Consider the following 21316-nt stretch of genomic DNA (forward strand, 5'->3'; position numbering starts at 1 on the left):
TGATAGATGATTGTTTTAGCAAAAATATAGATTGACAAATCATATCCAATTTTATAAGATAATTGTTAATACTTAAAAAAGGAGTGATTTCATTGTTAGCATCAAAATTAATTTTAAAATGTCTCGAACGAGAAAATGTTGAGTTTGTGTTTGGTTATCCAGGAGGTGCACTGCTGCCCCTTTATGAAGCATTGAGAACCTCTCCGATTAAACATATCTTAGTGAGAAACGAACAGGCTGGACCGCATTATGCGAGTGGCTATGCCCGGGAATCAGGTCGAGTAGGTGTATGCTTAGCAACTTCAGGTCCTGGAGCTACAAATTTGGTCACTGGCATCGCAACCGCTTACCTTGATTCCATTCCGATTGTGGCCATCACCGGCCAAGTTAATCGTGATCTTATTGGTACTGATGCATTTCAGGAAGCCGACATCACTGGAGCAACCGCGCCATTTACAAAGCACAGCTATTTGGTAAAAGATGCAGCGGATATCCCGAGAATTATTAGAGAAGCGTTTTATATTGCTTCGACTGGTCGTCCGGGACCGGTGCTCATTGATATTCCGAGAGATGTGCAATTGGAAAGTATCAAAACGGGATTGACTTATGACAAAGTTGATATTCTCGGTTATAAACCGAATTTGCATGGTCATAGCGGTCAAATTAAGAGAGCCACTAAAAAAATAAAAGAGGCTGAAAGACCAGTGATTTATGCTGGCGGCGGCGTTCTGTTAGGACACGCGGAAAAGGAACTTTTAGCTTTCGCAGAAAAAGACAATATACCTGTCATTACGTCTCTTATGGGGATTGGAGCTTTTCCGGAAGATCACCTATTATACTGTGGTATTGTCGGTAGTCACGGCTATGAATATTCAAATGTTGTCATGAATGAGGCTGATTTAATTATTAATATCGGTGCGCGAATGTCTGATCGGGCAACATCGAAACTAACAAGTTTTGAAGAAAATACTGATTTTGTTCATATTGATATAGATCCTGCCGAAATTGGTAAAAACATGGAAACAACGATTCCCATCGTTGGGGATGCAAAAACTGTGTTAATTGATTTTATTGCGAAAGATACATCTAAAGATCATGCTACCTGGCTTGCTAAAATTAAAGAAATTAAAGAACAACATCCTTTGGTTTACGATGCAGATCCGCCTTGCAGTGATTTGATTAATCCCAAAGTTATGTTCAGATCGATGTCGGAAATGACATCGGATGATTCGACACTGGTTGCCGATGTTGGTCTAAATCAAATTTGGTCGGCACTTTATTACCATGTCAGCAAAGAGCGAAAGTTCTTCACTTCTGGTGGACTGGGTACCATGGGATACAGTATTCCGGCTGCGTGCGGGGTATGCTTTGCAACGCTTGATCATCCCAAAGAGGTCTTCGCCGTTTGCGGCGATGGCAGTTTTCAAATGAGTATGGGCGAGTTAGGTGTAATCGCTGAACATCAGTTGAATGTGAAGATTATTTTAATTACCAACAAAAAGTTGGGAATGGTTCGACAGCTGCAATGTGACGTTTATGGAAAAGGGCATTATAGCGGAACGGATATAAATTTTGATATAGATTTTATGAAATTGGCCGAGGCTTACAGTATAAAAAGCTACAAGGTAGATAAGAACGAAGACTTTATCAAGGTTTTGCCGGAAGCGATTAAGCACCAGGGCCCGGTCTTGATTCAATGTCAGGTGCATCCTGATTTCATTAGAATATAAGGAGAATGATATGGAGAAAAAAACTTGTTTGTCGTTGCTGGTAGAAAATAATTTTGGAGTTCTTAGTCGTATTTCAGGACTTTTTGCAAGACGTGGCTATAATATTGACAGCCTTACCGTTGGAACAACCGAGAATGCAAGATTTTCCCGTATTACCATTACGGTTACCGGGGATGAACAGATATTAACGCAGATAAAAAAACAACTAAACAAGCTCATTGATGTGATTACCGTAATTGAATTAAAACCGGAAGAATCAATTACCCGAGAACTTGTATTTATAAAAGTAAAAGCTGATGATACCAACAGAAACCAAGTCGTTGAAATTTCAAATATGTTCCGGGCAAATATCGTGGATGTGGCCAGAGAAAGTCTGATTGTCGAAATTACCGGAACCCGAGATAAAATTGATGCATTTTTCAATATGGTTGAACCCTATGGCATCCTGGAGTTCATTCGCTCAGGCGATACGGGCTTACAACGTGGGGCTAAAGTATTATCCTTTTAGGAATATAAAATTAAATCGAACAAGTATTAACCGCTGAAAATCTTTTTAGCGGTTAATACTTGTAGTAAGAGAATTACTTTTATTATATAATCAGTTCGAATAGAACATTCTAGTAAAACAAGGAGGTTCAATGATGTATAAAATTATAGCAAAAAGGTTATTGGCACCTAATATTTATCTGATGGATGTGGCGGCACCCCGAGTTGCGAAAGCCGCAAATCCGGGACAATTTGTGATTGTTAAAATGGATGAAAAGGGTGAAAGAATCCCGCTGACCATCTGCGATTATGACAAAACAGCCGGGACGGTAACCATCGTATTTCAAACGGTGGGATGTTCAACAAAAAAAATGGCCTTAATGGAAGCGGGCGACAACTTTAGTGACTTTGTCGGGCCCCTTGGTCAGCCTTCAGAACTCGTTGAAGAAGATCTTGAAGCATTGAAAAAGAAAAACATTATGTTTGTCGCCGGTGGCGTTGGCGCTGCACCAGTCTATCCACAGGTTAAATGGCTTCATGAACATGGAATTGATGCGGATGCCATCGTTGGCTGTAAATCAAAAGATTATCTGCTGCTGGAAAAAGAAATGAAACTTGTTACAGGAAATCTTTACGTCGCCACCGATGATGGTTCATATGGATATAAGGGCTTTGTAACAGATTTATTAAAAGACTTGATTGAAAAAGAAGGTAAAAAATACGATCTTGTTGTCGCCATCGGACCGATGATTATGATGAAGTTTATCGCCCAGCTTACAAAAAATTATGGAATCAAAACCATTGTCAGTATGAATCCGGTTATGGTTGATGGTACCGGCATGTGCGGCGGTTGCCGACTGACTGTTGGCGGCGTGACCAAATTCGCATGCGTTGATGGACCGGAATTTGATGGACATCTGGTTGACTTCGATGAAGCAATGAGACGGTCAACCCAATATCAGACCGAAGAAGGAAGAGTCGAGATTGAGAGACAGAAAAAAGCAGAAGGACATGTATGCAATTTAGGGTTGGGGGAATAAACAATGGAAACAAAGAAAAGAGTCCCCGTTAAAGAACAAGCTCCGGAAATACGACGATCAAATTTTGACGAGGTCTGTCTCGGTTATTCTGAGTCTGAAGCTGTTGCCGAAGCAGAGCGTTGCCTTCACTGCAAAAAACCGATGTGTGTGACCCAATGTCCAGTATCGATCAATATTCCTGAATTTATCGAGCATGTTAAGAACAGTGAATTTGAAGAAGCGGCCCGAGTCATTGCGGAATCAAGCTCACTTCCAGCCGTTTGCGGAAGGGTTTGTCCTCAGGAAAGCCAGTGTGAGGAACTCTGCGTCCTCGGCAAAAAAGGCGATGCTGTCGCCATTGGAAAGCTGGAACGGTTTGTTGCTGACTGGTCAAGAGAAAATAATATTGACTTAAGTCAGACGCTGCCGAAGAATGGCCGCAAAGTGGCGGTCATCGGGGCCGGACCTTCGGGATTATCCTGCGCCGGAGACCTAGCCAAACTTGGGTATGATGTCACCATTTTTGAAGCTCTTCATAAAGCGGGAGGCGTGCTTGTCTACGGAATACCGGAGTTCAGACTCCCCAAGGATACCGTTGTCCAGCATGAAGTGGATAATGTTAAAGCACTGGGGGTTAAAATAGAAACGAACGTCATAATCGGACGAACGGTTACCCTCGATGAACTGATGCATCAGGAGGGTTTTGAGGCCGTATTTATCGGTTCAGGCGCCGGACTGCCTATGTTTATGAACATCCCGGGAGAAAACAGCAATGGTGTTTTTTCGGCTAATGAATTCCTGACCCGAAATAATTTGATGAAGGCCTTTAAGGAAGGTTATGATACCCCAATCAGAGCCGGGAAAAAAGTTGCCGTTGTCGGTGGCGGAAATGTTGCCATGGATGCCGCCCGAACCGCATTGAGACTCGGTGCAGAAGTTCACATTGTTTACCGACGATCCCAGGCGGAGCTGCCGGCTCGAGCTGAAGAAGTTCATCATGCGATTGAAGAAGGAATTATTTTTGACCTGTTATGTAATCCGGTTGAAATTCTTGCCGATGAAAAAGGCTGGGTTAAGGGAATTAAATGTATTCGAATGGAGCTTGGCGAACCGGATGCTTCGGGAAGAAGGCGGCCGGTTGAAATTCCGGGCAGTGAGTTCGTAATCGATGTTGATACCGTGATCATGTCACTGGGAACGTCACCCAATCCATTAATTTCTTCGACAACCCCAGGGCTTGAATCCAACAGAAAAGGATGCCTAATCGCCGAAGAAGAAACCGGGGAAACGACTTTGGATGGGGTATTTGCCGGCGGCGATGCGGTCACTGGTGCAGCCACCGTCATCCTGGCTATGGGCGCTGGAAAAAAGGCTGCCCGGGCAATCGACGATTACTTGAAAAAATAATCAAATTTTAATATACATATTACAAAAGATCCATGAATGATTGAATCATAATCGTTCATGGGTCTTTTTACATATAAATTTTATGAAGGTGTTCAATGAACCAGTCTTTTGGTATAATATTAATAACGGAATAGAAAAATGGAAAGGAATTTATATGAAAAGCATACTCATTGACGGAAACAGTCTGATTTATCGAACATTCTATGCCATTCGCGAAATGTCAAATTCAAAGGGCGTTCCAACAAATGCCATTTATGGCTTTGTTAACATATTAGTTAAAATACAGGAGGAATACCAACCTGATTATCTGGGAATTGCCTTCGATTTGAAAGCACCGACCTTCAGGCATTTAGCGTATGATGATTATAAAGGCGGGCGTCATAAAATGCCCGAACTGTTAGAAGAGCAGTTTGCGATTCTGAAGGAACTTTTGGAAAAAATGGATATTTCCATTCTGGAAATGGAGGGCTTTGAGGCCGATGATATTATCGGAACCCTGGCTGTGCTGGGCTCCCAAAAAGGTTTTGAAACTGAAATCATCACTGGGGATCGGGATGCCTTCCAATTGGTTAGTCCAACCGTTAAAGTTTTATATACAATCAAAGGAATTTCGCAATTGGAAGAAGTCGACGAAGCCTGGATACAGGAACAATACGGACTCATTCCCAGAGACCTCATTGAGCTGAAAGCACTGATGGGGGATAAATCCGACAATATCCCTGGAATCGCGGGGATCGGAGAAAAAACAGGTATTAAGCTGGTACAAAAATATGAATCGCTGGAAAACCTTTATGAGCATATAGATGAAGAGAAAGGCAAACAAAAGGAAAAATTAGTCGCCGGGAAAGAAGCTGCCTTTAAGAGCCGAATGTTGGGAACCATTAAACTGGACGTCCCCTGGGAAGGTGATTTTGAAGAGCTTTCTTTTCACAATATTTTTAATCCAGATAGTATTGAGATGCTCAAAGAGCTGGAGTTTAAAAACATTCTTTCCAAAATAGACGCCACCGAAGAAGTTCAACTCATTGAAAAGGCGATCGATTTTACGTGGATAAAAACAGGTCAGGAAATGGAGGATCTCTTTGCAGCTTTATCAAAAGCTCTAGAAGTGACAATTTATTATCATCAGCAAGAGAGTCATGTTTATTTAGCATTGGAAATCGAAAAACAGTATTTTTATTTAAATCCTCAAATCGTGGAAGAGTTTAATTTTTTTGAACAACTTCGGAACCTGCAAAATATCAATAAACTGGGAATCATCAGTCAGGATCTTAAAAATCTGATCCATATTTTCCATCAGGCGGGGATTTTAGAGGTCAATGAAGCGTTTGATACCTATATTGCCACTTATCTGCTGAGTCCGGGAGATCAGCGATACGATTTAAAAACAGCGGCCTATAAATATTTGGATCGCAATATTCTGGATGATGAAGAGATGTTTGGAAAAGGAAAAAAACTGGTTAAAATTGGTGATGTTGAGGAACAGCTTTTGGCAGACTATTTCGTGAAAAATTGTGAAACAGTGAAAGCGCTTAAAACGGTTCTGGAAAAAGAGCTCAATGAAACAGGAATGATGACCTTGTTCAAGACCATCGAAATGCCGCTGCTGGAAGTCATGGCATCGATGGAAGAGCTTGGTTTTAAAATTGATGTATCCCAGTTGAAAGTGCTTTCCAAAGATTTTGAAGACAAACTGGAAGGCTTGACCCGAGAAATTTATGAGCTGGCTGAAACCGACGAATTTAATATTAATTCGCCCAAACAATTAGGGGAAGTTCTGTTTGAAAAACTAAAACTGCCCGTGGTGAAGAAAACAAAAACGGGTTACTCCACCAATATTGAGGTATTGGAGCAGCTCATCCATTTTCATCCTATTATTGAAAAAATTATCGAATATCGAACCCTGTCCAAACTGGATTCAACCTATGGTCGTGGCTTAATGGCTTTCGTTGAGCCAAAAACCAATAAAATCTATTCAACTTTTAATCAAACGGTGGCAGCAACCGGACGGTTAAGCAGTTCCGCTCCCAACCTTCAGAACATTCCAATAAAGACCGAAATGGGCAGGGAAATCAGACGGGTTTTTGTTCCGTCTGATGCGGATCATATTTTAGTGGATGCCGATTATTCGCAAATTGAGCTTAGAGTACTGGCTCATCTGTCAGGCGATGAAAATCTCATTGATGCGTTTAATAAAGAACAGGATATCCACACCCGTACCGCCTCTGAAATATTTGGGGTTACCCTCGAAGAGGTCTCTCGTACGCAGCGTGGACAGGCAAAGGCGATTAACTTTGGTTTGATTTACGGAAAGCAGGCTTTCAGTCTCGGAAAAGAGTTGGGCATTTCAAGAAATGAAGCTCAAAATTATATCGATCGATATTTTGCCCGTTATCCAAAAGTGCAGGATTATATGGAAAATGTCAAACGACAGGCAAAAGAGGATGGCTACGTGACGTCCATTTGGGGAAGAAGGCGATATATCCCGGAAATGAATTCCAGAAACGGCATCCTTGTCCAGGCTGGCGAACGGATGGCCCTAAACACGCCGATTCAGGGGAGCGCAGCGGATATCATCAAGCTGGCCATGATTAGGGTATATAATCGCTTAAATGATGAAAATTTGGAAGCCGAGCTAATTCTTCAAGTCCATGATGAATTGATCATCGATACGCCGAAAAATGAGCAGGAACAGGTGGAACGTCTTATTAAAGAAGAAATGGAAGGGGCGGCTCAACTGAGCGTTCCCATCACTGTGGATGTTAACAGCGGAGCATCCTGGTATGAGTTAAAATAGGGCGTTGATATGAAAATAATTGGTGTTACCGGAGGAATTGCATCCGGAAAATCCACAGTGATAAGGGTATTAAAGGAATGCTTCAACTATCCGGTTATCGATGCGGATAAGTTGGCCAGACAGGCAGTTGAGCCCGGCAGCCAGGGCCTTCAAAAGATTGCCGAGGCCTTCGGCGAAAACTGTTTAAATGAAAAGGACGAACTGAACCGAAGTCTTTTAGGAGAAATTATTGCTGAGGATGAGGAGTCGAGAAAAAAGCTTAATGCGATTGTCCATCCGGAAGTCAAAAGATTATATGATGAGCTAATCAATTTCTATGAGAATAACGGAGTAAGTCTTGTTTTTTATGATTGTCCGCTCCTCTTTGAAACAAACCTTGAGACCGATGTTGATGAAACCATGCTGGTGGTGGCAGATGAAGAGATTCGAATTAAGCGTATCATGGAAAGAGACGGAGTTTCTCAGGAGTTGGCCATAAAAAAGATCGCCATGCAAATGACAGATGATGAAAAGATAAAACGGGCAGATATCATTATTGAAAATAATGGCAGTCTCGACGACTTGCGTATGGCAATCAGGGTATATTTCAATAGGTGTAAGCCTGGGATGGCGCATATGATTGATTAACAATTGATCGGTATGATGGTTTATCGACAATCTGGATAAAAAAATAAAATTTCTGTTGATCTTTTTCATTGATTCCTTTATAATAAAAAGACAGGGTAAAAAATCCTGCCTTTTATGCGAGGATGGTGGAATGGCAGACACGCAGGCTTGAGGGGCCTGTTGCAAAATATTGCAGTGAGGGTTCAAGTCCCTTTCCTCGCACCATTATTATGAATAAAAAGCCGATTGCGGAAGCAATCGGCTTTAATTATGTAACATAAAGGAAAGTATTTTCCTTTATGAGTGATGTTGAGTTCCTAATGCTAATTATTTGCTACTGCTAACAGCTATTTTCTACATTCTTTGGGCGGCATCAAAAGCTAATGGTGAACGCAGACATTCATCAGTGAACATAGTCAGTTGGAAACAAAGAGGACTTCCCTTCATTTTTTCTGAAGCATAGCTTAGTCCGTTGGTTTTTTCATCTAACAAAGGATGGTCGATTTGCATTGGATCTCCAAGTAGAACGACTTTCGTACCCTTTCCAACCCGTGTGATAATACCTTTTACTTGTTTGGGAGTCAGATTTTGAGCTTCGTCGATTATTAAAAAAGTATGTGTGATGGATCGACCTCGGATAAAATTCATTGCCTCCGCGGTGATAATACCACGCTCAAAAAGCTCATCTATTTTGTGATGGGTTTCAACTTCATTTTGATATCGGGATTTATCATTACGATCCATTAAAACTTCCAGATTATCAATGATTGGGCGTAATAAAGGGGCTATTTTTTCCTGCTCATTTCCAGGTAAAAAACCAATTTCTTCATCAAATTGGACATTGGGCCGCGTGATTAAAATTTTTCGATATCCTTTTAAATCTGTTTCCAGTGTTTGATGCAACCCTGCCGCAAGGGAATAAAAAGTTTTAGCCGTTCCGGCAGGACCTTTTATGATCACTAAAGGCGCAGTATCAGCATCTTGCATTAAAGCTTCCTGCAAAAAGCGTTGTCCGACATTTTTAGGCTTTACTCCAAAAGGTTCGATATCTAAACTTTTTAGTGAGACAATCTTTTTCCCGTTGAATCGTCCGAGTAATGTTTTTCTATCTTTTGTATCAGATTGAATAATAAAAAACTGATTATATTCGGGGGTAATGTAAGATTTAGTATTCTGATCATTTAAAATATAGATGTTTTCGGGAAGAATTCCTTTTTTCTTAAAATCTTCCATGTCATCATCGGATGCAAACACGTTCATGCGTCCGGTATATTGTTCCTCAAAGAGGGGTGATTGTTCGGCAAAAAAATCTTCCGTAGGAATATTAAGCATTTGAGATTTTAATCGAACGACAATGTCTTTGGTAACAAGCGTGACTGGCTCACCTTGATCGATCAGACCTTTGCATACCTTTAAAATTCGATTGTCAATCGAATTGCCTTGAAAGCTATATGGAAGCTCCACTGAAGCAAAATTTGCTTCGATTTTAAGCGTGCCACCGGTTTTAAGTTCGACGCCCTCAAAAAGGTTACCAAGTTTTCTTAATTGTTCTAAAAATCGAATAGACTGTCTTGCGTTGGAACCACGTTCGCCATCATCGTTTTTAAGTTTGTCCAAATCTTCCAGCACGGCGATGGGAAGGACAATTTTGTTATCTTCAAATGATAACAATGCATTAGGTGATTGAATCAAAACATTGGTATCCAGCACATATGTTTTTTGCATAAAAACCTCCATAAAATTTATTTTATGTTTTTTAGTTTCAACTAGATTTTAACCTAAAAAAAGAATTAAAATGTTTTGATCATGTTAAATTTAATAGTATTATGCGTTTTTTGTTAAAATAACTTAATGATTGCTTTATCAAAGAAAAAGCAATTGACAAAAGAAGGGAAATCAATTAAGCTTTAACTAATTTAATAAATCTTCAAACCGTTGACGTGGAGATAACGGTGTATCGTGCAGTTACAGAGAGCGAGGAAGGCTGAGAGCCTCGCACAACGCAGACCATCAAATGGACCACTGAGGGCGTAGCCAAAGGAAACTGAATTTTTTGTTTTCTGAGTATTCTACGACGTGACGCATACGTAAGTTGCGAGGAATATGTTAGTATTCTGCAGAGTGTACAGGGATTTTCTCTGTAAATGAAGGTGGTATCGCGGGCTGAATTTTTGCGCTCGTCCTTGATTAATTTTATTTAATCAAGGACGAGCGCTTTTTTATTACCAATTTTTATTTAAAAGAAAGGATAAAGATATGATTAAACCATCCATGGAAGACGCCAGAAAATACTGTGAAACCTACCAGAGTATCCCGATCAGTTTGGAATTGTTTTCGGATATTAAAACACCCATTGAGGTGCTTAAATGCTTAAAATCGACCAGTAAGAAATGCTATTTGCTGGAGAGTGTTGAAGGGGGTGAAAAATGGGGGCGTTATTCATTTTTAGGATTTGATCCCACCTTATCTGTTACCTGCTTAAACGGGGAAGTAACAATAAAAAACGGCAGGGTTAAAGACGGAGTTAGAGATAATCCTTTAGAAGTGCTTAGAAAAATCATTGCGGAATGGAAAAGTCCGAAGCTGGATTTTTTACCGGATTTCACTGGCGGTTTTGTGGGTTATGTCTCATATGACTTTGTCAAGTATACCGAAAGAAATTTGACGCTTGAAAATAACAATGCTGAAGGTTTTGATGATTTAGAACTGATGCTTTTTGATAAAGTCATTGCTTATGATCACTTGCGGCAAAAGATGGTGATCATCGTTAATATTAAAACGGATGATTTTGAAAAAAATTATATCGATGGGGTCGTCAAACTCATGGAAATAGAATCCTTGATCAAGAATTGCAGCAGTACGGAAAAATTTTCAGGAAGAGTCACATCCGATTTTTCTTATCTTTTCTCCAAAGACACTTACTGCAATATGGTGGAAAAGACGAAGGAACATATTTACCAGGGAGATATCTTTCAAGCGGTGATTTCCAACCGGATGGAAGCAGCGTTTGAAGGCGATTTGCTGTCAACCTATCGGGTGCTGCGAACCATCAATCCCTCACCTTATATGTTTTACATCGACTTTGACGAAATCCAAATTGCCGGAGCTTCGCCGGAGACGCTGGTATCACTGAAAAACTCAAAGCTCTCCACCTTCCCGATTGCCGGTTCCTGCCCAAGGGGCGCGACATCAAATGAAGATGAAGCTTTTATTGCGGAACTTCTTAAGGATGAAAAAGAATTGAGCGAACACAACATGCTCGTGGATTTGGGACGAAACGACCTGGGAAAGGTTAGTGAATTTGGAACGGTGGTTGTTGAGGAATACAAACAGGTGGTGAAATATTCGCACATTACCCATATTGCCTCGACCGTGATAGGAATTTTAAAAGAGCATCTGGATCAATTTGATGCGTTGTCAGCGGTACTGCCGGCGGGAACCCTGTCAGGGGCTCCCAAAAAAAGAGCCATGGAAATCATCAATGAACTGGAAGGCGAAAAACGCGGCGTGTATGGCGGTGCCGTCGGGTATATCGATTTTTCCGGAAACATGGACATGTGCATCGCCATTCGGATGGCGGTGAAGAAAAATAATAAAGTCTACGTTTCCGCTGGTGCCGGCATTGTCGCTGACAGCATTCCGGAGAAAGAATTTAATGAGTCACACAATAAAGCGAGAGCGATGTTTGAAGCGCTTGAACGGGCCCAGGAGGTTGAATAATGATATTACTTATCGACAATTACGACAGCTTTTCCTATAACCTTTATCAATATGTGGGGGTCATCAATCCGAATATCCGAGTGATTAAAAATGACGAACTCAGTTTGGAAGAAATCGCTGAATTAAAGCCGGACCATATTATTATTTCGCCTGGGCCGGGAAGGCCAAAGGATGCCGGTATCTGTGAGCGGGTGATTGATTATTTTAAAGATAAAACGCCGATCCTCGGGGTATGCCTCGGGCATCAGGCCATTTGTGAAGTGTTTGGCGGAGAAATTACCTATGCCAAAACATTGATGCATGGAAAGCAAAGCTGGGTTCATATTGACAATGAAAACGCCATTTTCAAGGGATTGACAGCGACGATCGCAGCAGGACGGTATCATTCCCTGGGGGCGGAGCGAAACACCCTTCCGGATGAGTTGCTGATTATTGCAGAAGATGATGACGGGGAAGTCATGGCAGTGAAGCACCAGGATTATGAGGTGTATGGGATTCAGTTCCATCCGGAATCGATTTTAACAGAAAACGGAAACAGAATGATCGAGAATTTTTTAAAGATAGGGAGCGAAGATAATGATTAAATCAGCAATTTATGACGTTGTTAATGGGAATGATTTATCCCTGGAGCAAACAAAAGCAGTTATGAATCAGATTATGAGTGGGGAAGCGACCAATGCCCAGATGGGATCCTTTCTAACGGCTTTACGCCAAAAAGGCGAAACCATTGATGAAATCACCGGCTGTGCTATGGTTATGCAGGATAAATGCAAAAAAATCCACCCAAAAACCGATGTTCTGGATATCGTGGGAACCGGAGGCGACGAGGTTGGGACTTTCAACATTTCCACGATTTCATCCTTTGTTATCGCCGCTGGCGGAGTACCGGTTGCGAAACATGGAAATCGCAGTGTTTCCAGCAAATGCGGAAGTGCCGATGTATTGGAAGCGCTGGGAGTAAACATTGCCTTGTCGGCGGAAGAAAGTGAAAAAATCCTGAATGAGCTGGGAATCTGTTTCATGTTCGCACCCACCTATCATGCCTCCATGAAGTATGCGGCGCCAGTGAGGAAAGAATTGGGAATACGGACGATCTTTAATATTTTAGGACCGCTGGCCAATCCGGCCGGAGCCAACCTGCAGCTGCTTGGTGTTTATGATGAAAAGCTGGTGGAACCCTTAGCCAATGTTCTAAATAACCTTCATGTGAAGCACGGTATGGTAGTTCACGGACACGATGGATTGGATGAAATCACCTTGTCGGAGGCTACCACCATTTGTGAAATAGCTGAAGGGAAAATAAAGTCTTTCGTTATTACACCGGAACAGTTTGGATTGAAACGATGTGAGCTATCCGAACTGATTGGCGGGGATCAAGAGGAAAATGCACGCATAGCCCGGAATATTCTCAATGGAGAAAAAGGCTCTAAACGGGATGTCGTGGTTTTAAACTCGGCATTTTGTCTCTATCTGTCTCAAGACAACAGGAGCCTTCAGGATTGTGTCAAATTAGCGGAAGAACTGATTGATTCGGGTAAGGCTAAAGAAAAGTTAGATGTCTTTATTAAACGGACCAATGAAGTTGCCGTTGAGGTTGTTGCATGATCCTGGACCGCATTGTTGAATCCACCCAAAAACGGGTCGCGACATTAAAACAAACCATCCCTCTTCAAGCCCTAAAAGATCAGGCAAAAATATCGGATCATCCCTTTGCCTTTGAAAAAGCCTTGTCGAATGACGGGATCGCCTTTATCTGTGAAGTAAAAAAAGCATCCCCGTCAAAAGGGGTGATTGCAGAAGATTTTCCCTATGTGAACATTGCCAGAGAATATGAAGCCGCCGGAGCCAATGCCATTTCGGTTTTAACCGAACCAGAATTTTTTCAGGGATCCAACGACTATCTGACAGAAATCAAGAAAAACGTGAGTATCCCATTGCTGAGAAAAGATTTTATCATTGATGAAATTCAGATTTATGAAGCCAGTCTCATTGGGGCGGATGCGATTTTACTGATTTGTTCCATACTGACGGATGATCAGGTGAAGCGTTATCTTCAAATTGCTGATGTCTTGGGCTTATCCGTTTTGGTGGAAGCTCATGATGAAGAGGAAATACAGAGAGCGTTAAACGCCGGCGGGCGAATGATTGGGGTGAACAATCGAAATTTAAAAAACTTTGAAGTGGATATCAACAACAGCATTCGGCTGCGAAAACTGGTGCCACCGGAAATCCTTTTTATTTCTGAAAGTGGAATAAAGACAGCAGATGATATCATAAAACTACAAGAAAATGGAACGAATGCGGTATTAATTGGCGAAACCCTGATGAAAAGTGGAGATAAGAAAAAAGAACTGAATAAACTCAAAGGCATGTAAGGCTTCTAAATAAATTAGAAAAAGGTATGAGATGACTAAAATAAAGATTTGCGGATTATCTCGGCTGGAAGATATTGAGGCAGTCAATGAAGCCATGCCGGATTATGTTGGATTAGTTTTCGCAAAAAGCCGGCGGCAGGTGGATGGAGAAAAAGCTAAAGTTTTGAAAGCTGCTCTGGACCCGACTATCAAAGCGGTGGGTGTCTTTGTCAACCAGCCAATAAAAGAGATAATAGAATTATCCAATAATGGGGTGATTGATGTGATTCAGCTTCATGGCGATGAGGATGATGAGACCATTATTACTTTAAAACAGGCGGTATCCCTTCCAATCATCAAAGCCATGCGAATTAGAGGCAGGATGGATATTAAAGAAACCATTGGCGACTTTCGTTTATTTGATACCTATGATGCCAATCAGTATGGCGGATCGGGAGAATGTTTCAACTGGGGATTGATTGCTGATATTAAAGAGGGCTTCTTTTTAGCGGGAGGTCTTAATAGTGATAACGTTAAAGAAGCGATTAATCAAGTGAACCCCTATGGCGTGGATATCAGCAGCGGGGTTGAAACGGACGGAAAAAAAGATCGTGACAAAATCATAAAAATTATCGAAATAATAAGGAGAATGAATCAATGAGCAAAGGAAAATACGGGGTTCACGGGGGACAGTACATTCCCGAGACTCTGATGAATGCAATCATCGAACTGGAAGCAGCCTATGAACACTATAAAAATGATCAAGATTTTCAAGATGAACTCACAGAGTTGCTGAATGAATATGCCGGACGACCATCTCGGTTGTATTATGCAAAAAAAATGACGAAAGATTTAGGCGGAGCAAAAATCTATTTAAAAAGAGAAGATTTAAACCATACCGGATCTCATAAAATAAACAACGTATTAGGTCAGGCTTTGTTGGCTAAGAAAATGGGAAAAACACGTCTCATTGCTGAAACAGGAGCAGGACAGCATGGCGTGGCTACTGCTACCGCCGCAGCGCTGATGGGCTTTGAATGCGAGATCTTTATGGGAAAAGAAGATACTGATCGGCAGGCCCTTAATGTTTTTAGAATGGAATTGCTGGGAGCCCGGGTACATGTGGTGACGGCGGGAACCATGACCCTTAAAGATGCGGTTAATGAAACGATGAGGGAGTGGACGAAACGGGTGGAAGATACCCATTATGTTCTCGGTTCGGTGATGGGACCTCACCCCTTTCCTGAAATGGTTCGGGATTTTCAAAGTGTGATCAGTAAAGAAGCGCGGCAGCAGATTCTTGAAAAAGAGGGAAAGCTGCCCAGTGCCGTAATCGCCTGCGTCGGCGGCGGCAGTAATGCCATGGGTGCCTTTTATAATTTTATAGCGGATAAAGAGGTTAAACTGATTGGCTGTGAAGCTGCCGGCAAAGGTGTCGATACCGCTCTTACCGCAGCAACGATTGCCAAGGGCAGTTTGGGAATATTCCATGGCATGAAGTCCTATTTCTGTCAGGATGAGTTCGGCCAAATCGCGCCGGTGTATTCCATCTCCGCGGGCTTGGATTATCCTGGTATTGGTCCTGAACATGCCAACCTTCATGATACTAAACGGGCCGAGTATGTCGCGATTACAGATGATGAAGCGGTGAATGCTTTTGAATATCTTTCAAAAACAGAGGGAATTATCCCCGCCATTGAATCGGCTCATGCCATTGCTTATGCCATGGTGTTGGCGCCAAAAATGAAAAAGGATGAAATTATTATTGTCAATGTCTCCGGTCGGGGCGACAAAGACGTGGCAGCCATTGCCCGATATAAGGGGGAAAATATCTATGAGTAATTTACAAGCGAATAAAATATCGAAAATCTTTAAAGACAATAAAGCCTTTATTGCTTTTCTCACCGCCGGAGATCCGTCTTTGGATAAAACCGAAGAATTTATTTTAGCAATAGAAAAAGCCGGGGCAGATCTGGTGGAGATTGGGATTCCATTCTCTGATCCCATTGCCGAAGGACTGGTTATTCAAGAAGCCAATGAACGGGCCCTGAGCGTTGGTACCACAACTGATAAAATCTTTATGATGGTAAAACGGGTGCGACAGAAAACAGCGATTCCGCTGGTCTTCTTAACCTATATCAATCCCATTTTTGTTTATGGGATTGATCGCTTTTTTAAAGCTTGTCAGGAATCAGGAATTAACGGGATCATCATTCCCGATCTGCCTTTTGAAGAAAAAGGAGAAGTTTTAGACGTTGCGAAAACCTATGGCGTGGATGTGATTACCTTGATTGCGCCAACTTCAAAAGACCGGATTCAGACACTGGCGAAGGAAGCCACCGGGTTTATTTACCTTGTTTCTTCAATGGGCGTTACCGGAGTGAGAAGCGAAATAAAAACAGACTTGAAGACCATGATTGACGATATTCGGCAGGTTTCTGAGACACCAATCGCCGTGGGATTTGGAATTTCAGATCCTGATCAGGCTAAAGCAATCGCGAAGATATCTGATGGCGTGATTGTCGGCAGTGCCATTGTGAAAATCATCTCCGAACACGGAGATAACGCCAGTGATAGTTTATACAATTATGTAAAATCAATGAAGGAAGCCATTTCATAGAACCATTTAACTTGGTTTAATACATGAACTAATAAATACTTGAGCAAAAAATAACAGTCAATATTGCTTTTTTTATCTGTGAAAAAGGGTAAAACATGTTATAGTATAGTTTAGGATACTAATAATATTTATAGGAGGAAGTCTTATGAAAAAGTTTATTAATGATGTTGAAAACGTTGAAAATGAAATGCTGGAAGGTATTGTTCTAGCTCATCCCGAATATGTGAAACGTCTTGAGGGTTTTGACGTTCTTGTTCGTGCAGACAAGAAAGTTGGAAAAGTTGCATTAGTGAGTGGCGGCGGAAGCGGACACGAACCAGCTCATGGCGGATATGTTGGAAAAGGCATGCTAGACGCTGCTGTAGCAGGTTCCATATTTACTTCTCCAACACCAGATCAAGTATTTGAAGCGATTAAAGCGGTTGATGCCGGTAAAGGTGTGTTATTAGTTATTAAGAATTATACTGGTGATATCATGAATTTTGAAATGGCGGCTGAACTTGCTGAAGCAGAAGGAATTAAAGTAGCCAATGTTGTTACGAATGATGATGTTGCTGTTGAAGATAGTCTTTATACAACCGGTCGACGCGGTGTTGCGGGAACCGTTTTTGTTCACAAAATTGCAGGAGCAATAGCTGAAGCTGGTGCCAGCCTTGAAGAAGTAAAAGCGGTAGCAGAAAAGGTCATTGCAAACGTGAGAACGATGGGCGTGGCACTTAAACCATGTACGGTTCCAGCTGCCGGAAAACCGGGATTTGAATTGTCAGAAGATGAAATGGAACTGGGTATCGGGATTCATGGTGAACCAGGAACTGAGAGAAAACCGATTCAGACAGCGGATGTCATTGTTGATTATTTAATGGAAAGAATCCTAAAAGATATGAATCCTCAATCTGGGGATGAAGTAGCGGTTATGATCAACGGATCTGGCGCAACCCCACCAATGGAACTATATATTCTTAATCGTCGGGTTCATCAAATTCTAGCTGACAAAGGGGTCAAGATATTCAAAACTTTTGTAGGAGATTATATGACTTCCATTGATATGGCTGGGGCATCCATTACGTTGTTAAAACTTGATGGTGAATTAAAAGACTTGCTTATGGCGAAAGCAGATACCATTGGCTTTAAAATGGAATAAAAGGTTTAAAAAATAAGAATAGTAGAGAAGAAACGAGGAATGTAAATGGCAACAAAGGCAGAAGTGCTGGATTTTATCCGGATTTATGCAGATAAAATGGCAGAACATCGACAAGAACTAACCGATTTAGATCAGGCAATCGGAGACGGTGATCATGGTATTAATATGAGCCGTGGTTTTAAGGCAGTGATGGAGAAATTACCGGCAGTTGAAAATAAAAGTATTGATGAGATTCTAAAAACAGTGGGAATGACCTTGATTTCAACCGTCGGAGGCGCATCTGGCCCTCTTTACGGGACAGCTTTCATGAAAGCCGGTATGTCCACTAAAGAAAAAGAAGAATTATCCAATGAGGATGTTATCCTGGCATTTGACGAAGCCGTTGGTGGTATCCAATTTAGAGGAAAAGCTGTCAGAGGTGAAAAAACGATCTTAGACAGCATGATCCCTGCGATTGATGCCATCAAAGCCAGCATCAAAGAAGGAAAAACAATGGCAGAAGCACTGGTTGAAGCTGAAAAAGCGGCTTGGAACGGTGTGGAATATACAAAGACTATTATCGCCACAAAAGGAAGAGCAAGTTACTTAGGCGAAAGAAGTATTGGACATCAAGACCCCGGGGCAACCTCGATGGCTTATGCTTTTCAGGCGGCCAATGAAGTTGCTCAAAAGGCAGGTAAATAGATAATGGTAGGATTTGTAGTGGTTTCCCACAGTCAGAAAATTGCTGAAGGAACGGTAGAACTTGCTAAGCAAATGGCGGCAGATGTCAAGATTTCAGCTGCCGGCGGCATGGAAGATGGCAGCATTGGGACGGATGTATCCAGAATTCTAGCCGGCATTGAAGCTGTTCAAACAGGGGATGGCGTGGTCGTTCTTGTCGATCTTGGCAGTGCTGTGATGAGCTCAGAAATGGCTATTGAAATGCTTTCAGATGGCAGCAATGTAAAAATTGTGGACGCACCCATTGTGGAAGGAACGATTTTTGGCGCTGTTCAAGCATCCATCGGATCTTCGCTTGAAGAAGTAATAGATGTTCTAGCGGGCACAAAAAGTTATAAAAAGATTTAAATTGCATAATAGCATTCAAAAAGCACCCATAGATCGGGTGCTTTTTTGATACGGATGACTAGGATGAAAATTGAGGTAATGCTTAGGAGAATTAAATGCATTTGAGAAAAATTGATATGATAAAGAAATGATTTTTCCTAAATTAAGCAAGAGCGAAGTTTGATCGGTTACAATAAAGTTTAAACGAATAAAATTGTAGACTTTAGGCCGAGTTATATTTTATAGTATAAAGGTAAACGAATAATTAAAACTAAACGGTCATCTTATGGAAACAAGTGGCAGGAGGAATGATGAATACTTTTGAAAAAGGAACAAAAATAAAGTTGGAATCTGGTGATAGCGTTGAGGTGGTAAAAAAGCTTGGTGATGGCGGACAGGGGATTGTATATTTTGTGAATTACAAAAAAAAGCCCTATGCACTCAAGTGGTATTATCCAAATAAATTGAAAAATGCTCAGCAGTTCAAAGAAAATATTGTCAATAATATCAAACAAGGGCCACCCACGGAGGCTTTTATTTGGCCGCAGATGATTACTAAAAATCAAGATGACAGTTTTGGCTATCTGATGGACCTCAGACCAATAGAATATGAAGATTTCTCGAGATTCTTAACGGCAAAAGTCAAGTTCTCAAGTGTATCAGCGGTTGTCAATGCAGCATTAAATATTGTCAATGGGTTTAGGGAGCTACACCGCTGCGGCTATAGTTATCAGGATATTAACGATGGAAATTTCTTTATCAATCCGGAAAGTGGCGAGGTTTTAATTTGTGATAATGATAACGTCGCCCAATATGGCGATAATTTAGGAATAGCGGGAAAATGTCGATATATGGCGCCGGAGGTTGTTTTGGGAGAAAAACACCCAAGTGTTCATACGGATCGCTATTCTCTAGCCGTCACTTTGTTTTTATTGCTCTTTGTGTCCCACCCATTGGAAGGCAGCCGAACAACTTGCCCATGTATGACTGAAAGCCTGGAAAAGAAATTCTATGGAAGTGAACCGGTTTTTATTTTTGACCCGGAAAATGACACCAATCGCCCAGTGCGAGGAATCCATAACAATGCCATAAAATTATGGCCGATATATCCGCGATATATTCAGGAGGCCTTTGAGAAATCTTTTGGTGAAGGCCTGAAAAAAGAAAATGCCCGATTGACTGAAACACAGTGGCAGAAATTATTTCTTCGGCTAAGAGATGAAACCATTACCTGTGGATGTGGATCGGAAGTGTTTGTAGATTCCGAGGCAGACGCCATTCAATGTATGGGATGTGGGAAGACCATCCAAACACCGCTTTTTTTGAAAGTGAAAAATAATCAGGTCGCCCTTTATCCTAAATCCAAACTGTATAAATGTCATACGAATATCGATAGTGACGATTTCAAGGAAGAAATGGGTGAAGTCATTCAGAGTAAATCAAACCCTGGTCTATGGGGGCTTAGAAACAGTTCTAATACCACCTGGTATATGACAACCCCGGATGGAAAACAAAAAGATGTCAGGCCAGGCGGCGTGGTGCAAATTCTTCGGGGAATCATGATCGATTTTGGAAAAAATCGCGGCGAGATTATTTAATTGCCTTGATCAACAAAAAAATCGTCCAAAATATAAATTTTAAGGAGTGTAAAAATGGGAATTTATGATGAATTATGTGGGGGGATAGCCAGAAGAACGATGGTTTTATTCTTTCTTGTAGATACATCAGGAAGCATGGCCGGTTCAAAAATCGGAGCGGTTAATGAAGCAATTAATGATATAGTTCCTGAACTTAGAGATATTTCTGATAATAATGCCGATGCGCAGATAAAGATTGCAGTTTTAGAGTTTAACAGCGGCGCTGAGTGGTTATATCCTAACCCTATTGAGGCAGAAAATTTCGAATGGGATTATCTGGATGTCGGAGGCGTCACTGATTTAGGCACCGCTTTTACAATGTTGGATGAAAAACTATCCCGCAATGAATTTATGAGTGATGTTGCCGGGTCTTTTGCTCCTGCCATTTTTCTCATGTCTGATGGACAACCCACCGATCATTATGAAAAGGGACTGGCAAAACTTAAAGAAAATAATTGGTATAAAAATGCCATCAAAGTAGCGGTAGCAATTGGAGACGATGCCGATCAGGATGTGTTAAAGGATTTTACCGGGAATAGTGAGAGTGTCTTAACTGCGCGAAATCCGGAAGCACTTAAAAAAATGATAACTTTTGTCAGTGTTACAGCATCGAAAATTGGCAGCCAAAGCAGCAGTGTGGGATTTTCAGGAAAATCATCCGCCCCCAGTAAGCAGGATAATTTTGTCGAACAGATTCAAGATTTCAATGCGGATATTTTTGATGACGATGCGGAAATCGAATGGTAACC

The 21316-nt window shown here is 41.4% G+C and carries 19 protein-coding genes and 1 tRNA gene; 19 read left to right on the plus strand and 1 reads right to left on the minus strand.

Going from position 1 to position 21316, the window contains the following annotated elements; all coding sequences use genetic code 11:
• The first annotated feature begins 92 nt into the window (after window positions 1-92).
• From ilvB to FZC40_RS01305, 7 genes are all read left to right on the plus strand, one after another.
• Window positions 93-1730 (plus strand): biosynthetic-type acetolactate synthase large subunit, encoded by a 1638-nt coding sequence (gene ilvB, locus FZC40_RS01275; RefSeq protein WP_148602125.1) that lies wholly within the window; start codon window positions 93-95, stop codon window positions 1728-1730.
• A gap of 10 nt (window positions 1731-1740) precedes the next feature.
• Complete coding sequence (gene ilvN / locus FZC40_RS01280; RefSeq protein WP_148602126.1) at window positions 1741-2238, plus strand: acetolactate synthase small subunit; 498 nt, start codon at window positions 1741-1743, stop codon at window positions 2236-2238.
• A gap of 133 nt (window positions 2239-2371) precedes the next feature.
• Entirely contained in the window at window positions 2372-3256 is an 885-nt protein-coding gene (locus FZC40_RS01285) for a sulfide/dihydroorotate dehydrogenase-like FAD/NAD-binding protein (RefSeq protein WP_148602127.1), read from the plus strand.
• A gap of 3 nt (window positions 3257-3259) precedes the next feature.
• Window positions 3260-4642: an NADPH-dependent glutamate synthase gene (gene gltA, locus FZC40_RS01290; protein ID WP_148602128.1), complete on the plus strand. Its 1383-nt coding sequence runs from the start codon at window positions 3260-3262 to the stop codon at window positions 4640-4642.
• A gap of 154 nt (window positions 4643-4796) precedes the next feature.
• Complete coding sequence (gene polA / locus FZC40_RS01295; RefSeq protein ID WP_148602129.1) at window positions 4797-7439, plus strand: DNA polymerase I; 2643 nt, start codon at window positions 4797-4799, stop codon at window positions 7437-7439.
• Window positions 7440-7448: 9 nt separating this feature from the next.
• Window positions 7449-8066: a dephospho-CoA kinase gene (gene coaE, locus FZC40_RS01300; RefSeq protein WP_148602130.1), complete on the plus strand. Its 618-nt coding sequence runs from the start codon at window positions 7449-7451 to the stop codon at window positions 8064-8066.
• Window positions 8067-8182: 116 nt separating this feature from the next.
• A tRNA-Leu gene (locus FZC40_RS01305) sits at window positions 8183-8270 on the plus strand.
• Window positions 8271-8399: 129 nt separating this feature from the next.
• Here FZC40_RS01305 and FZC40_RS01310 read toward each other — a convergent pair.
• On the minus strand, window positions 8400-9770 hold the full coding sequence (locus FZC40_RS01310) for a PhoH family protein (RefSeq protein ID WP_148602131.1): 1371 nt from the start codon (window positions 9768-9770) through the stop codon (window positions 8400-8402).
• A 531-nt stretch (window positions 9771-10301) separates the two neighbouring features.
• Here FZC40_RS01310 and trpE point away from each other — a divergent pair.
• The 12 genes from trpE (at window position 10302) to FZC40_RS01370 (ending at window position 21314) form a co-directional block, all read left to right on the plus strand.
• Window positions 10302-11765, plus strand: a complete 1464-nt coding sequence (gene trpE, locus FZC40_RS01315) for an anthranilate synthase component I (protein ID WP_148602132.1) — start codon at window positions 10302-10304, stop codon at window positions 11763-11765.
• Window positions 11765-12349, plus strand: a complete 585-nt coding sequence (locus FZC40_RS01320) for an anthranilate synthase component II (protein ID WP_148602133.1) — start codon at window positions 11765-11767, stop codon at window positions 12347-12349. The genes trpE and FZC40_RS01320 overlap by 1 nt, the downstream gene beginning before the upstream one ends.
• Window positions 12342-13370 carry an anthranilate phosphoribosyltransferase gene (trpD, locus tag FZC40_RS01325; protein ID WP_148602134.1) on the plus strand — a complete coding sequence of 343 codons (1029 nt, stop codon included), beginning with the start codon at window positions 12342-12344 and terminating at the stop codon, window positions 13368-13370. The genes FZC40_RS01320 and trpD overlap by 8 nt, the downstream gene beginning before the upstream one ends.
• Window positions 13367-14140 (plus strand): indole-3-glycerol phosphate synthase TrpC, encoded by a 774-nt coding sequence (gene trpC, locus FZC40_RS01330; protein WP_148602135.1) that lies wholly within the window; start codon window positions 13367-13369, stop codon window positions 14138-14140. Before trpD ends, trpC begins: the two co-directional genes overlap by 4 nt.
• 31 nt (window positions 14141-14171) lie before the next feature.
• Entirely contained in the window at window positions 14172-14780 is a 609-nt protein-coding gene (locus FZC40_RS01335; RefSeq protein WP_148602136.1) for a phosphoribosylanthranilate isomerase, read from the plus strand.
• Window positions 14777-15961 carry a tryptophan synthase subunit beta gene (gene trpB / locus FZC40_RS01340; RefSeq protein ID WP_148602137.1) on the plus strand — a complete coding sequence of 395 codons (1185 nt, stop codon included), beginning with the start codon at window positions 14777-14779 and terminating at the stop codon, window positions 15959-15961. The genes FZC40_RS01335 and trpB overlap by 4 nt, the downstream gene beginning before the upstream one ends.
• Complete coding sequence (gene trpA / locus FZC40_RS01345) at window positions 15954-16739, plus strand: tryptophan synthase subunit alpha (RefSeq protein ID WP_148602138.1); 786 nt, start codon at window positions 15954-15956, stop codon at window positions 16737-16739. Before trpB ends, trpA begins: the two co-directional genes overlap by 8 nt.
• A gap of 145 nt (window positions 16740-16884) precedes the next feature.
• The gene (gene dhaK / locus FZC40_RS01350) at window positions 16885-17880 is read left to right on the plus strand and encodes a dihydroxyacetone kinase subunit DhaK (protein WP_148602139.1); all 996 of its coding nucleotides are present in this window, start codon (window positions 16885-16887) and stop codon (window positions 17878-17880) included.
• A gap of 45 nt (window positions 17881-17925) precedes the next feature.
• On the plus strand, window positions 17926-18564 hold the full coding sequence (gene dhaL, locus FZC40_RS01355; protein ID WP_148602140.1) for a dihydroxyacetone kinase subunit DhaL: 639 nt from the start codon (window positions 17926-17928) through the stop codon (window positions 18562-18564).
• Window positions 18565-18567: 3 nt separating this feature from the next.
• Entirely contained in the window at window positions 18568-18951 is a 384-nt protein-coding gene (dhaM, locus tag FZC40_RS01360; protein ID WP_148602141.1) for a dihydroxyacetone kinase phosphoryl donor subunit DhaM, read from the plus strand.
• A 290-nt stretch (window positions 18952-19241) separates the two neighbouring features.
• Complete coding sequence (locus tag FZC40_RS01365) at window positions 19242-20528, plus strand: serine/threonine protein kinase (protein ID WP_186843612.1); 1287 nt, start codon at window positions 19242-19244, stop codon at window positions 20526-20528.
• A gap of 54 nt (window positions 20529-20582) precedes the next feature.
• Window positions 20583-21314: a vWA domain-containing protein gene (locus tag FZC40_RS01370; RefSeq protein WP_148602143.1), complete on the plus strand. Its 732-nt coding sequence runs from the start codon at window positions 20583-20585 to the stop codon at window positions 21312-21314.
• Window positions 21315-21316 lie beyond the last annotated feature (2 nt).

The sequence above is a fragment of the Acetobacterium tundrae genome, from assembly GCF_008086615.1.
Lineage (GTDB): Bacteria > Bacillota > Clostridia > Eubacteriales > Eubacteriaceae > Acetobacterium > Acetobacterium tundrae.

Excerpts from the sequence above, each read along its gene's own strand:
- FZC40_RS01310 (WP_148602131.1), bottom strand. The coding sequence starts at position 9,770 with ATGCAAAAAACATATGTGCTGGATACCAATGTTTTGATTCAATCACCT.
- FZC40_RS01365 (WP_186843612.1), top strand. The coding sequence starts at position 19,242 with ATGAATACTTTTGAAAAAGGAACAAAAATAAAGTTGGAATCTGGTGAT.
- gltA (WP_148602128.1), top strand. The coding sequence starts at position 3,260 with ATGGAAACAAAGAAAAGAGTCCCCGTTAAAGAACAAGCTCCGGAAATA.
- FZC40_RS01285 (WP_148602127.1), top strand. The coding sequence starts at position 2,372 with ATGTATAAAATTATAGCAAAAAGGTTATTGGCACCTAATATTTATCTG.
- trpD (WP_148602134.1), top strand. The coding sequence starts at position 12,342 with ATGATTAAATCAGCAATTTATGACGTTGTTAATGGGAATGATTTATCC.
- trpC (WP_148602135.1), top strand. The coding sequence starts at position 13,367 with ATGATCCTGGACCGCATTGTTGAATCCACCCAAAAACGGGTCGCGACA.
- trpA (WP_148602138.1), top strand. The coding sequence starts at position 15,954 with ATGAGTAATTTACAAGCGAATAAAATATCGAAAATCTTTAAAGACAAT.
- FZC40_RS01335 (WP_148602136.1), top strand. The coding sequence starts at position 14,172 with ATGACTAAAATAAAGATTTGCGGATTATCTCGGCTGGAAGATATTGAG.
- coaE (WP_148602130.1), top strand. The coding sequence starts at position 7,449 with ATGAAAATAATTGGTGTTACCGGAGGAATTGCATCCGGAAAATCCACA.
- dhaK (WP_148602139.1), top strand. The coding sequence starts at position 16,885 with ATGAAAAAGTTTATTAATGATGTTGAAAACGTTGAAAATGAAATGCTG.
- trpB (WP_148602137.1), top strand. The coding sequence starts at position 14,777 with ATGAGCAAAGGAAAATACGGGGTTCACGGGGGACAGTACATTCCCGAG.
- polA (WP_148602129.1), top strand. The coding sequence starts at position 4,797 with ATGAAAAGCATACTCATTGACGGAAACAGTCTGATTTATCGAACATTC.
- trpE (WP_148602132.1), top strand. The coding sequence starts at position 10,302 with ATGATTAAACCATCCATGGAAGACGCCAGAAAATACTGTGAAACCTAC.
- dhaL (WP_148602140.1), top strand. The coding sequence starts at position 17,926 with ATGGCAACAAAGGCAGAAGTGCTGGATTTTATCCGGATTTATGCAGAT.
- ilvN (WP_148602126.1), top strand. The coding sequence starts at position 1,741 with ATGGAGAAAAAAACTTGTTTGTCGTTGCTGGTAGAAAATAATTTTGGA.
- dhaM (WP_148602141.1), top strand. The coding sequence starts at position 18,568 with ATGGTAGGATTTGTAGTGGTTTCCCACAGTCAGAAAATTGCTGAAGGA.
- FZC40_RS01320 (WP_148602133.1), top strand. The coding sequence starts at position 11,765 with ATGATATTACTTATCGACAATTACGACAGCTTTTCCTATAACCTTTAT.
- FZC40_RS01370 (WP_148602143.1), top strand. The coding sequence starts at position 20,583 with ATGGGAATTTATGATGAATTATGTGGGGGGATAGCCAGAAGAACGATG.